Annotated in this window: 12 protein-coding genes; 6 read left to right on the top strand and 6 right to left on the bottom strand. The window is 65.3% G+C overall.

What is annotated here, in order from left to right; genetic code table 11:
* Positions 1-1496 (bottom strand): hypothetical protein (locus VGQ44_07145; GenBank protein HEV8446577.1); only part of this gene is annotated, 1496 nt, incomplete at its 3' end.
* 234 nt (positions 1497-1730) lie between these two features.
* Between VGQ44_07145 and VGQ44_07140 the strand changes: the two genes are divergently transcribed.
* Positions 1731-2279 carry a GNAT family N-acetyltransferase gene (locus tag VGQ44_07140; GenBank protein HEV8446576.1) on the top strand — a complete coding sequence of 183 codons (549 nt, stop codon included), beginning with the start codon at positions 1731-1733 and terminating at the stop codon, positions 2277-2279.
* Positions 2280-2374: 95 nt separating this feature from the next.
* Here the strand turns inward: VGQ44_07140 and VGQ44_07135 are convergent, their stop codons facing one another.
* Positions 2375-2656: an antibiotic biosynthesis monooxygenase gene (locus tag VGQ44_07135; protein HEV8446575.1), complete on the bottom strand. Its 282-nt coding sequence runs from the start codon at positions 2654-2656 to the stop codon at positions 2375-2377.
* A gap of 99 nt (positions 2657-2755) precedes the next feature.
* On the opposite strand from VGQ44_07135, the gene VGQ44_07130 reads away from it, so the two are divergent.
* Both VGQ44_07130 and VGQ44_07125 read left to right on the top strand, forming a co-directional pair.
* Complete coding sequence (locus VGQ44_07130; GenBank protein ID HEV8446574.1) at positions 2756-3115, top strand: YbjQ family protein; 360 nt, start codon at positions 2756-2758, stop codon at positions 3113-3115.
* 31 nt (positions 3116-3146) lie between these two features.
* On the top strand, positions 3147-5840 hold the full coding sequence (locus VGQ44_07125) for a protein kinase (GenBank protein HEV8446573.1): 2694 nt from the start codon (positions 3147-3149) through the stop codon (positions 5838-5840).
* A 186-nt stretch (positions 5841-6026) separates the two neighbouring features.
* Here VGQ44_07125 and VGQ44_07120 read toward each other — a convergent pair whose 3' ends face one another.
* Positions 6027-7619 (bottom strand): alpha/beta hydrolase-fold protein, encoded by a 1593-nt coding sequence (locus VGQ44_07120; protein HEV8446572.1) that lies wholly within the window; start codon positions 7617-7619, stop codon positions 6027-6029.
* Positions 7620-7760: 141 nt separating this feature from the next.
* Between VGQ44_07120 and VGQ44_07115 the strand changes: the two genes are divergently transcribed.
* Entirely contained in the window at positions 7761-7988 is a 228-nt protein-coding gene (locus VGQ44_07115; protein HEV8446571.1) for a hypothetical protein, read from the top strand.
* Complete coding sequence (locus VGQ44_07110) at positions 7985-8107, top strand: hypothetical protein (GenBank protein HEV8446570.1); 123 nt, start codon at positions 7985-7987, stop codon at positions 8105-8107. The genes VGQ44_07115 and VGQ44_07110 overlap by 4 nt, the downstream gene beginning before the upstream one ends.
* A 15-nt stretch (positions 8108-8122) precedes the next feature.
* Here the strand turns inward: VGQ44_07110 and VGQ44_07105 are convergent, their stop codons facing one another.
* Entirely contained in the window at positions 8123-10603 is a 2481-nt protein-coding gene (locus VGQ44_07105) for an ADOP family duplicated permease (protein ID HEV8446569.1), read from the bottom strand.
* A gap of 146 nt (positions 10604-10749) precedes the next feature.
* Between VGQ44_07105 and VGQ44_07100 the strand changes: the two genes are divergently transcribed.
* Entirely contained in the window at positions 10750-11886 is a 1137-nt protein-coding gene (locus tag VGQ44_07100; GenBank protein HEV8446568.1) for a membrane dipeptidase, read from the top strand.
* A 168-nt stretch (positions 11887-12054) separates the two neighbouring features.
* Here VGQ44_07100 and VGQ44_07095 read toward each other — a convergent pair whose 3' ends face one another.
* Together VGQ44_07095 and VGQ44_07090 are read right to left on the bottom strand one after the other, a co-directional pair.
* A complete protein-coding gene (locus tag VGQ44_07095; protein ID HEV8446567.1) occupies positions 12055-12480 on the bottom strand; it encodes a GxxExxY protein in 426 nt (141 codons plus the stop codon).
* A gap of 133 nt (positions 12481-12613) precedes the next feature.
* The coding region (locus tag VGQ44_07090) for a prolyl oligopeptidase family serine peptidase (protein ID HEV8446566.1) at positions 12614-13076 on the bottom strand (463 nt) is incomplete at its 5' end.

Genomic DNA, 13076 nt, shown 5'->3' with positions numbered 1-13076 from the left:
CCGGCCCAACTGTCGTTGTCCTGCAAGCCGGTGTACACGTAGTACGGATGGCCCATGTCGGCCGTCACCCAGTACGACAGCGCCGTCGCCATCGTGCGGACGTACTCCCACGTCTTGCCCTGGTCCCACGTGACCATGAAGCCGGCATCGTTGCCGCGCAGAATGTGGTTGCCGTTCTTGGGATCGATCCAGATCGCGTGCTGGTCTTCACCCATGTTGAAGAAGCCGCCCGCGTTGTCGAGCAGCAGGAACGTCTTGCCGCCGTCGAGCGACTTCGCCATGTGCACGCCGGCGACGTAGATGTTCTGATCGTTGCTCGGATCGACGCGGATCTGGCTGAAGTAGAGCGGCCGAGCGTCGCAGTTGCTGACGACCGTCCACGATTTGCCCTTGTTGTCGGATCGGAAAATGCCGGAGCGATTGCCGTCGATCGCGGGCGGAGTGCGGTTCGTCGTGTCGGCAGCGCCGCCGCGGCCACCACCACCGCGGCCGCCGCCGAATCCGTGTCCCGGACCGGCGTTGTCGCACCAGTCATACCCACCGGCCCGACCTCCACCGGCTCCTCCTGCTCCAGCAGCAGCTCCGCCACCGGCCGGCGCTGCGCCGGGATTGGCGCCACGCGCCGGGGCTTCAGCTTCCGACGCCGCTCCGGCCTCGATCTGTGCGTAGACCACGTTCGGATTCGACTTCGACACTGAGAGGCCGATGCGACCCAAGACTCCACTCGGAAGACCATTTGCGCTCAGGCGGACCCATGATTCGCCCGCGTTGTCCGACTTCCACAACGCGCTCCCGGGACCGCCGCCGTTGTAGCAGCATCCGCTGCGGCGGCGTTGATAGCTCGCGGCGTACAGAACGCGCGTGTTCGACGGATCCATCACGATGTCCGTGAACCCCGTGTTCTCGTCGATGTACTTGATCTTGTTCCAGCTCTTACCTCCGTCGGTCGTCTTGTAGACGCCGCCGTCGGGACTCGGTCCGAACAGGTGGCCGGGCGCGGCCACGTAGACGACGCCCGGATTCTTCGGATCGATGACTATGCGCGCGATGGACTGCGTCTCTTTGAGCCCGACGTTCGTGAACGTCTTCCCGCCGTCTTCGCTCTTGTAGATCCCGTCGCCGAAGGTCGTCGTCTGGCGGTTGTTCGCTTCACCGGTCCCGACGTAGACGACGTTCGCGTTCGTCGGATGGATCGCGATCGCGCCGATCGACGCGGTGCCGTAGGTCTCGAACACCGGCGTGAACGTCGTGCCGTTGTTGTCGGACTTGAATACGCCGCCCGTCGCGTATCCGACATAGATCACGCTCGGATCGCTCGGCGCGACCTCGATGTCGTCCACTCGGCCGCCCATGCTCGCCGGCCCTATCGATCGGAACCGGAAGGATGCGAGAACGGGGTTGGGAGAGCGGTTGATTGTCGCGGAATCGCGGACGGGAGCCTGGGCCGAGAGGAGGGCGGCGGGTACGAGGAGTCCGGCGAGGGCGAATCGGGGCATTGGGGGAGACTTTGGGGGGACTGCGGAGGGACTCAGAGATTACTACGCGGGAAGGGCTTGTGGCGATGGTGGGTGAGAGGGCCGGACTCCGAGACTGCCGGGGGCCGAGACTTCCGAACTCCGAAACTGCCAGACTCCGAGACTGCGAAACTGCCAAACTCCGAAAACTGCCGAAGGCCGAAGGTGGCGAACTGCGAGGGCGCCAAGCGGCGGACCGCGGCGTACATTCTGGCGATGACGCTTCCCGCTTGGCCGTTGATTACGATCCGTCGCGCGGTGGTCGATGACGCGACCGCCGTTGCCGAAGTTCATGTCGCGTCGTGGCGAACGACGTATCCTGGGATCGTCGACCAGGCGTACATCGACAGTCTTTCAGTGCCTGAGCGTGCGGCGGCGTGGGGCAGGCGCCTCGCGACCGATTCCGACACGGAGCCAGACGTCCTCGTCGCCGTCGATGCCGACGGTGACATCGTCGGGTTCATTTCGGGCGGAGCCATTCGCGATCCGATCGCGGGCTTCGACGCGGAGCTGTACGCGATTTATCTGCTCGACTCGATGCAGCAAAAAGGCGTGGGTCGGCGCTTGGTGCGCGAGTGGGCGGGGCTCGCGCTGGCGAGTGGATGCCACGCCGCGGTCGTTCGCGTGCTTGCCGAAAATCCCGCGTGCTCGTTCTACGAGCGGCTCGGCGCCGAGCGCCTGCGCGATACGCAATTCACGATCGCGGGGAAGCCGTATCCGGAACGCTGGTACGGGTGGCGCAACCTGTACGATCTCAGGGCGTAGCGAGCTAGCCTTCTTCCGCCGATTGCTGATCCTGCAGCGCCATCCACGGCATGAACAGTTTCGGCTCGCCCCTTCCGAGCTGGGCCCTCATCCTTTCATTCGGCGTTCCAAGCACTTCGCCCGTGACCGAGGCGGTGGCCATGATGGGCGCCATCAAATGGCTGATGTGCGAAAAAGTGCTCAATCGCCGCGTCGGCGTCGCGGTAGCGCTCGAACACGATCGCTTCGGTCTCATCCTCGTTGAGGAAGATTTCGTACTGGAGCGTGCCGGTGTCCTTGGTTCGCACGATCTCCATCGCTTCTTCCGTGAGGCGCTTCCACTCCTCGACCTTGCCGGGATGGAACTTGACCCGCGCGATGCCTTTGATCTCGTCCATGACGTCGCCAATGCCGCAAGTCTAGTGCCCCCCCCGGCTGCATGGTAAGAGTTTTCTCATGCCGCGGAAGTCGTTCCATCACCTTTCGCCCCACCGCCCATGCTACTCAATCCCCTGCCCGACTTCATCGCGACGACCGGTTTCTATGTCGACGGCTACGACGTCGTGAACACCTTTGGCATCGTGCGCGGAATCGTGGTACGATCCCGCTCGGTCTTCGGGACGCTCGGCGCTGTCCTTCAGGCCGTTAGGGGCGGCGATATCTCTCTCCTCACTCAGCTGTGCGAACGCACGCGCGCCGACGCCTATGCCAGCATGGTCGGGCATGCGCAGGCGCTCGGCGCCAACGCGGTCATCGCTGTCCGCTACGACGCCACGGAGATCATGTCCGGCGTGTCTGAAGTGCTTTGCTATGGGACCGCGGTGCGCGTGGCGCCGCGACTCGCAAAGAACCCGTGACAAGCACGCGCCGAAGTTGCAGTTTTGGCGCGTGACAGGTTCGCCGAAGGACCTCCACGACGGCGCCGCGGGCTTCACCGGCTCGACCTCGGACGCCGCGCGATTGTCGGCGGCGCTCGCCGGCCGGTATCGCATCGAGCGCGAGCTCGGCGCGGGCGGCATGGCCACGGTGTACCTCGCCGCCGACCTGCGTCACGACCGCAAAGTGGCGATCAAGGTTCTCAAGCCGGAGCTGGCCGCCGTGCTCGGCGCCGACCGGTTTCTCGTCGAGATCAAGACGACGGCTGCGCTGCAGCATCCGCACATTCTTCCGCTGTTCGACAGCGGCAGCGCGGACGGCTTCCTGTTTTACGTCATGCCGTACGTCGAAGGCGAGACGATTCGCGAGAAGCTGAATCGCGAGACGCAGTTCGGAGTCGACGAAGCGGTACGCATCGCGCGCGAAGTCGCCGACGCGCTCGACTATGCGCACCGGCACGGCGTCATTCATCGCGACGTCAAGCCCGAGAACGTGCTGCTGCACGACGGCCGCGCGATCGTCATGGACTTCGGCATCGCACTGGCGCTCTCCGTGGCTGGCGGCGGACGCATGACCGAGACTGGCCTCTCGCTCGGCACGCCGCATTACATGTCGCCCGAGCAGGCGACGGCGGAAAAGGATCTCACGCCGCGCTCGGACATCTATTCACTCGCCAGCGTGCTGTACGAGATGCTGTCGGGGCAGCCACCGCATGTGGGCGGTTCCGCGCAACAGGTGATCATGAAGATCATCACCGAGCCGGCTGCGGCGGTGGCCACGCACCGCAAATCGGTGCCGCCGAACGTCGCGGCGGCGGTCGCCAAGGCGCTCGAGAAGCTTCCGGCAGATCGCTTCGACACGGCCAAGGCGTTCAGCGATGCGCTGGTCGATCCGTCGTTCACGGCCGACGTCACCGTCGTCGCTCCGGATGGCGCACGCGGACGAGCCGCCGTATCGCGGATCGCGTTCATCGCCACCGCGGCAGTGGCTATTGTCGCCCTGGCGGGATTGCTCTGGTCGCTGCGCCGAACACACACCACGCCCGAGGAGCCGGTTGTGCGTGTGTTGGTCGATCTGCCGCCGGGCGACCGAATGTATCCGGCAGCCGGTGGATCCACGGTGGCGATCGCGCCGCAGGGAGATCGTGTGGTGTTCGTCGCGCAGGGGCCGAGCGGCGCTCACATGATGATTCGGCGAACGAGCGAGTTCACAGCGCGCGACCTCACATCCGCGGTAGTCTCTCAGCCGGTGTTTTCCCCTGACGGACGCTGGGTTGCTTTCGTCGATGGCAATCGGCTCGCCAAGGTATCGGTCGATGGCGGGTCGAGCGTTTCGCTGGGGGAGAGTCCGCTGATTCGTGGGCTGGTATGGACGGAGCGCGATACCATCCTGATCGGATCTGACCTAGGCCTGTTCATGGTGTCGAGCAAAGGCGGCACGCTGCGCCGGCATCCCGCCGTCGATTCGACCAAGCCCGCGCTGTATCCGGCGCTCCTCAGCGATGGAAAGACGGTTGCGTACACGACTGGTGGCATCTCGTCCGCGCGCCAGATCGTGATCACGTCGCTCGCGACGCGAAAGAGCACCGCCCTCGAGATTGCCGCGGCCACCGTGCTCGGCATGCGTGAGGGACACCTACTCTATGTCACCGCGAGCGGGGAGCTCGATGGCGTGCCGCTCGACTTGGATAAGCAGCGCACCACCGGCGACGCGATCCACCTCGAGACGGGGATCCGGCTCTCCGCCGCGGGCCAGGCGCTCGTATCACTCTCGGCGAACGGCTCCCTCTGGTTCGTCACCGGGCAATCGCTGGGGCATCTCGTCCACGTGTCGCCGACCCACCCGGAGACGCCGCTGTTCGACGAGCTCCGGGCATTCAAGAATCCTCGTTTTTCGCCGGACGGGCAACGAGTGGCGGTCGAAGTGAGCGGGGCGGTCAAGAACGCCATCTGGGTGTACGACCGGGTGAACCACACGTTCTCGCCGTTGACGTCGGAGCAGACGGCGAGCTTCCCCGAGTGGTCCCCGGACGGAAAGCGCGTGTTGTTCCGCGCGGGATCCGCAAGCGAATTGGGGATCTTCTGGCAACCCATCGACGGAAGCAGTCGCGCCGAGTTGCTGTACAAGCCCGAGGACGTGTTCAACGAGGCCCTGCTGTCACCCGACGGCAAATGGCTGATCTATCGGACGGCGCCCGGCGTACACAACCGGGACATCTACGCCGTCGCGCTCGGCGGCGACAAGAAGGCAAAGCTGCTGGTTGGCGGGCCGGCCCAGGAGTCTCACCCGCGCGTGTCGCCGAACGGCAAATGGATCGCGTATCAGTCCAACGAGAGCCAGCGATACGAGGTATACGTGCGTCCGTTTCCGAATGTCGACGCAGGCGCGCGGGTACAGGTGAGCACGCAGGGTGGCGCCGAGCCGCTGTGGTCGAGGTCCGGGACGACGTTGTTCTATCGCTCGCTGACGGGCGGCGTGGAGTCGGCGACCGTTGTGGCAGGCACGACCTTCGAAGTGAAGGAGCGTCGCACGGTTTTGCCGCCGGCCGACTATCTGACCGACATCTCGCACGCGAGCTACGACCTCTGGCCCGACGGCAACGGATTCCTGATGGTCAAGCCGACCGGGGGTGAGACGCGCCCCACGCTCGCGTACAACTGGGGACGCGAATTGCGGGACAAACTTTCTGCCGGCAAGAGGAATTGAACTACCCGACGGCGAAACGGCCGAGCTCCGAGACTGCCGGCGGCCGAGCCTTCCAAAATCCGAAACTGCCGAACGCCGAGGCCGCGAGACTGCCAAACTCCGAAACGGCCGAACTCCAAGACTGCCAAACTTCCGCAGTCTCGGAGTCAGGCACGAATCGCCCAGCGTCGCTCGATTGAGTCGCGCCTAGCGCGGCGGCTTCGACCCCGGCCGGGCAAGCGCGTACATCTCCCAGGCGATGGTCTTGTACAAGCCCCACGGGTCGTCGCCCACGACGTAGAGATCGAAGTGGCCGCGTCCGTCGACGTAGCGGAAGTCGGTCTTCGCCCCGAGCCCCTTCATCGTCGCTTCGAGCGCGTGCGCCGAGCCGTCGAGAAAGAACGTGTCGGCCGAGCCCACGGTGAGGTGGATCTTGCCGTCGAGGTCGCGCTTGAGCTCCGGCCAGTTGCGACGCAAACGCTCGGCGACGTCGTAGTGATCTTTCCAATAGGCGATCACGGCGGAGTCCACCGCGCCTGTCCCGCGATCGAACATCGGGACGGGGAGACCGTCGGGGCCGCGCGGTGAGAAGACCCACTCGAACGACGCGATCTGCCCGCCATACTCATTGACCACGACTTCCCGCTTCGTGTAGTCCTCGATCGAGACGAGTGCCTGCCCCTTGTCCTGCGCCAGCGGCCACGGCGAACCGTCCGGTTTGCGATAGACGTTTGCGCCGCGCGCGTAGAGGTCTAGACCCAAGAAATTGTGGAAGTCGCTCGGGTCGGGCGACGTGGGCCACGCGCCACCGAACTGCTTGGGATAGTTCACCTGCAACCACAGCGCCGCCCAACCGCCTGAGGAGTGTCCCGTCAGAAACCGGCCCGACGGCTTGGCATCCATGCGGTAGCGACGCTCGAGCTCGGGGATCAGCTCGGCCGTCAACGCCTGTCCCCACGGTCCGTTGTTGACGCTGTTGACGAACTCACTCGTACCGCTGGAGCTCGACTGGTCGACCGCGACCCATATCATGGGCGGCGCCTTGCCCATCTTCATCTCATTCCAGCGCGCGACGCCGACGTCGTGAAGAGAACGCAACGAGCCGCCGAAGCCCTGGGTGTAGTACACGGTCGGATAGCGCTGGCCGGGATGCGACGCGTAGTCCGGCGGCGTCACCACCCATCCGTGAAGTGTTACCGGCCGACCCCAGAAGCCGGTGAGCGCGGGGCTGGTGAAGTCGAAGGCGTGGATGTCGGCCTTGGCCGCCGGATAGATGTCTCTCATCGCCGCCGTCACGTTGGACAGCGGCTGCAGCGGATCGGATTCGGGGACGACGGTCGCAAGCGTCAGCAGCTCGGTCGCGTCGCCGGGCAGGTCCATCTCCATGACTCCACTCACCAGATCGCCGGGGCCACGCGACGTGTAGTTGTAACTGTGGTCGCGATCGAGCACCGCTTGCACCGCGTAGCGACCGGGCTCGAGGTGCGAGAAAGGCGCGGGAAACGCCGTGACGTCGGCGTCGAGATCGACGGTGGCGCCGGGCTCGAGGCGCGCCACTTCGCGCGCGGCGATGCTGGACGCGTGCGTGTCGATCTGGTCCATGTCGACCCGCGTGACCGGCCGTTTGTCGCCGGCGCCGAGCAGCTTCGCGAAGACGAGCAGTCGCCCGGAGACCGGCGTCGCCGAGGCTTGGCCCAGGCTCACGTGAAATACGACCGGGTGGCGGGAAGATTGTGCGTCGCCTTCCGTCGTGGCGAGCACGAGAAAGAGCGCGACCGCGAATGAAGGCCGTTGGCCCATACGGCTCAAGTGGTTGGTACGAAGGAACAGACGTGAAATTCCGGCTCAGCTGGACAATGTCCGCGAGCAAACCGCAACAGCCGCATGCCAGCGCTGGCACAGGATCGGAATTTCGAGCGTACGGAAGCAAATTCCAAATCCATGGCATCGATGAGCGGTTCGCCGACGGGGCGAATTGAAGCGATCTGGCTCAAGCGCGCCCATCGCGGCCCGATGGACGCGGTGCCTTCGGCTACGGCCGTGGAAGGTCAGGGACTGCTGGGCAGCGTCGATCGCAGCCGGCGGCGGCAGATCGCGATCATAGATCTCTCGGCGTGGAGAACCGCGCTCGAGGAGATTGGCGGCGACGCCGATCCGTCGACGAGGTGATCGACGGGCTGCGCGACGCGATGCGTCCGCACTGGCGCGGCGGCGTGTTCGGCCAAGTCCTGTCCGGCGGCGTGATTCGCGTCGGCGATCCCGCGATTTGGGAAGAGCCGGCGAACTAATAGCTGCGTCCGCGCTCAGTCGCTCTTCAACGCCACCATCGGATCCGCTCGCGCCGCGCGCCAGCCGGGAATCGCGCTCGCCGACATCGCCACGACAATCACCATCCCCGCCACGAGCCCCAACACACCGGGATCGCTCACCGATTCACGAAACAACAACGGCTGCAACCACCGCCCCGCCCCGAGCGCGATCACCACACCGAGCACCACGCCGCCCGTCGCAACCGTGACCGCCTGGCTCATCACCAGTCGCAGGAGGCCGAGCGTTTGCGCGCCGAGCGCGATCCGCACGCCGAACTCGTGGCGACGCTGGGCGGCTTGATAGCCGATTACGCCATACAGCCCGACCGCCGCGACGACGAGCGCCAGCGCGCCGAACGCCACGAACATCGACGCGCCGACCTTCCACGATCTCCACTGCGCGTCGACTACGTTCTCCAGCGGCGTCGCCGTCACGTACGCCTGCCCCGGCATCTCGCGCTGGAGCGCGCGGCGCAGTCGCTCGGCGGTCGTCGCGACGTCGCCGTTCACTCGTACGAAGATCCGGTTTGCCGGATGCATCGGCGGTTGCACGTCCGACAAGTAGTAGGTGAATCGCTGCTCGTCCGAGATGCTCGTCGCCGCGACGTCCTCGGCGACGCCGACGACGGTTGTGCATGGCGCGTTCGCGCCGACGTGGATGCACTGGCCGAGCGGATCGCGTCCCGGCCACAATGCGCTTCCCATCGCCTCGCTCACGACCGCGGCGAGCGGCGCGTCGAAGCGATCGCGCTCGTCGAGCGCGCGGCCGCGCACGATGCGCGTGTCCAGCGTCTTGAAATACTCCGGGCTCACGACTTGCGAAATGAATTGGCCGAGCCGTGCGAGGGAGTCGATGCCGTCGACGTGGAGGTCGCGAGTGCTCGTGGCGAATGGAAGGTTGTCCACTCGCGCCGCTGCGGCGACGCCGGGGACGTTGCGCGCGGTCTCGAGTAAATGCTCCCGGAATGCGTCGCGCGTCGTCGAGTCCATCGCGAAGCCGCGATAGTTCGGCGTTACGACGACGACGGGCTCGGGATTCCATCCCAGGTGAACCGAGCGCGCGTTCGCGAAGCTGCGCACGAAGAGGCCCGCTCCCACCAGCAGCACCACCGACAGCGTTCCCTGCACAACGAGCAACGTCGCTTGCAAGCGCGCGTGCTGAACGACGCCTCCTCGCGCGCCGGCGCGCAGCGCGGTGAGGATCGTGCCGCGCGCGAGTGTCAGCGCAGGAACGATGTAGGTCGCCACGCCTGCGGCCAATGCCAATGCCGCGGCCGTCAACGCGGTACGCCAATCGACGGCGAAGCTATTCGCATTTGCGCCGGCGAGTGATGCGAGCGCGATTGACACCGCCTGAGCCACCACGATTCCCGCTACGCACCCGAGCATTGCCAACAACAAGCCCTCGGCGGCGAACGCGCTCGCCAACCGACCTGCATTCATGCCCATCGCGATCCGCACCGCGAGCTCGCGACGGCGGCGGAGCTGCCGCACGAGAAGAAGGTTCGCGATGTTGGCGCACGCGATCAGCAGCACGGCCGCCGCGACTCCGGTGACCCAGAAGAGCGTCTTCGACTCGATGCCGGCGTCAGGGCCGGCGAGCGTGCGGAGGGCACCGGCGATTGCGCGCGGGTGGGCGATCTCCGACGGCGCCGTGCTGGGAAGCTGCATACGCTGCTTCTCGCGGCTCGCGATGAACGCGTTGGTCAGGTCGGCGGTCGCTCGAGTGGCGCTCACGCCCGGCTTGCGCCGCACCATGACGTTCATCCACGTCCAGTTGTACTTCGTGGCGAACGACTGCGCGTTGCCCTGATTGAGACCGGAGGCGAGCGTCGTGATCGGGACGAACGCCGACGGCGGTTCGCCTTCCGAGACGCCGACGAAATCCTTCGGTGCCACCCCGACGATCGTCGTCACGAGCGGGCCGACGCGCAGCTCTCGGCCGATCACGTTCTGGCCGCCGAATTCGGTTTGCCAATACGCGTAGCCGAGCACGGCGACGTTGGCGCCGCGCGGCAGCGCGTCTTCGCTCGTGCCGAAGAATCGGCCGGCGCGAGGGCGGGCGTCGAAGAAATCGAAGAACGACGCGCTGACACCGGCCACCATGCGCTCACGGGCCGACTCGCCGTCACCGAGTGCGAGCGGCTCTTCGGTGAACGCGGCGAATTGGGCGAAGGGTGTCGAGCTTCGCTCGAGGTCGAGGTAGGTCGTGTACGGACCTCTCGATCGCGTCGTCGTTTGACCGCGCGCGGTGGTCTGGAAGTACACGCGGTGCACCGCGCCCGGATCGCGCAGGTACGCGAACGGGCGAAACATCAGCCGGTCGATCGCGCCGAGCATCGCCGCGTTCGCGCCGATGCCGAGTCCGAGCGTCAGCGTGACGGCGAGCGTGAACCCGGGTGAGCGGAGTAGACCGCGGGCGCTGTGCCGCAGATCGCGTCCGAATGCTTCGATTGCGGTCGTGAACGGGAGCATCCGAGTCTCGTGTTGGCGCGGCGATGCAAGCACGCCACGGGTAGACAGCGCCGCCCCGACGAAAGTTTGAACAGAAACGGGGATGACCGGTGCAGGCCGCGAACTCCGTTTCGAATACGGGACATCTTCGGACGGATCGGGCACGTATGCAAAGACGCGAGTTCATAGCCGCGGTAGCATCGGCCGGCGCGGCCCTGACTCTACCAGCGAGCGGTCACGCGGAGACACCAGACGCGCGGCGCCGTCAGCAGCGATCGTTTTGGGTCGACGCCCAGGGAGAGCCGTCCGGACTCCACGAAGGGCCCGGCGGGCACGACACGGCGACGCCGCAGCTCGTTGAAGCCATCCGCCAACGCCGGCTCGACGTCCTCAACGCCACTGTCGCGGAACCGGGCAACGGTCCCGATCGATTTCGCGTGGCGATCGACGGCATTGCGTACTTCAATCGGCTCATCAACGACAATCCCGCGGTCTTCGCCCGAGTCGAGAGGGTTGCCGATATCCATGCCGCACGCGCGGCCGGGAAATTGGCGATCATCTACAACTTCCAGGACACGTCCCCGCTCGAGGGTGACGCCGCTCGCGTTGCGACCTTCGCCGCGCTCGGCATCAAGGCGATGCAGCTCACGTACAACAAACGGAACCTCTGCGGCGACGGGTGTCTCGAGCATGACAATGCGGGTCTCTCCGACTTCGGCCGCGAGGTGATCGCCAAGATCAACGAAGCGAAGGTCGTGCTCGACCTCAGTCACTCCGGGCAGAAGACGATCGCCGAAGGCATCGCCGCGAGCACGGCACCTCCGGCGATCACTCACAGCGGGTGCCGATCGCTCATCGACCTGCCGCGCAATACGTTCGACGCCGAAATGCGCGCGCTCGCCGACAAAAGGGGCGTCTTCGGCGTCTATCTCACGCCGTTCCTCACCATTCAGGGCCAGCCGCAGCGCGACGATCTGTTCCGCCACCTCGAGCACGCGGTAAACGTGTGCGGCGAGGACCACGTCGGCATCGGCACGGACAATCCCCTGCTCGGATTCGAGATCAACGACCAGAGTCGCAAAGAGCAGCGCGAGTTCTATGAGAGCCGCGCCAAGCGCGGCATTGCCGCACCGGGCGAAGCCGCCGACAAGTTCAACATGGTCGAGGGCTACAACGACGCCTCTCGCTTTGAACGCCTGGCGCGCGATCTCGCGCGCCGCGGTTGGAGCTCGACGCGCACTGAGAAAGTGCTCGGCGGGAATTTTATGCGCCTGTTCGGCGAGGTGTGGCCGGCCGAGAGCTGATTGCCAACAACCGTTAGGCAATTGCGGGCAACAGCAACAGCTGAATCGCGGATGCGCGCGGATCGGTGAAGATCCGGGAGCTCTACCCATCCGCGAGCATTCGCGATGCGGCTGTTGCAGTTTCCTCGCGAATGGTTCAGAGATGACCAGTGGGCCAGGCGGCCTGCGTCACGTATCCAGGCATCTCGCGGAGGCCAGGGGTTTGCCTTGGCGGTCAGTGCTAACCAAACGATGGAACCTTGCTCGTGGCCCGAAATGAAGGATCAGGCCGATCGGGAGCCGGGTGACGATCAGGTAGCTGAGCATCTGCCTGAACGAAAATCGGGACAAGACTTCGGTCGCTTTAATTTCCAAAACTAGCTTCTTGTCGATAAGCAGATCGAGTCTTTGGCGAGAGATCGATTTGCCCTTGTAGTACACATCAACGAATACTTCGCGCTCAACGGTATGACCCCGGGAGCCCAATTCCTCGGCTAGAGCTGCGGCGTACACGGACTCGAGCAGGCCGTAGCCCAGCGCGTTGTAGACTTCGAAGAAAGCGCCGATGACCGAACCAGTAAGGCCCTGCTCAATGAGGTGCGGGGGATGTCGCATACCAAACAAGATTCGGTCTTCCTCCCGCAGACCCGCCACCCAAAGACCGCCATCAACATGGTTTCAGCTCATCGTCCCTTTATCCGCGCGCGTCCGCGAATCTGCTGTTGTCGTTGCTTTTTGCTCTTCTTCCTTAAGGCACCACGCGCGCACCGCCGAGCGTGTACTTCGTGATCCAGTCCTGCTCGCGCTGCATCTTATCGAGCTGGTGGTAGTACTCGGCGAGTCCGTGCCCTTCGCGCGGATAGAACACGAGCTCCACGGTCTTGCCACGGTCCTTGAGCGCGCGGTAGAACTCCATCGACTGGCCGATCGGCACGCGTTGATCGCTGCCGCCCTGCTGAATGAGCAGCGGCGTCGTCACGTTGTCGACGAACGTGATGGCCGAGCGCGCGCGGTAGAACTCGAGCGTCTTCTGCGTCGGGATGCCGCTGAAGAATGTCCCGATGTAGCCGGGGATGTCCGTCGTTCCGTACATGCTCTGCAGGTCGGACAACCCCGCGCCCATCCGCGCCGCCTTGAACCGACTCGTCTGGCTCACGACCCACGCAGTCATATAGCCGCCGTAGCTCCATCCCTCGAAGGCCATCTTCGAC

The organism is Gemmatimonadaceae bacterium, from assembly GCA_036003045.1.
Lineage (GTDB): Bacteria > Gemmatimonadota > Gemmatimonadetes > Gemmatimonadales > Gemmatimonadaceae > JAQBQB01.
This window is presented reverse-complemented; position numbering and strand designations above follow the sequence as displayed.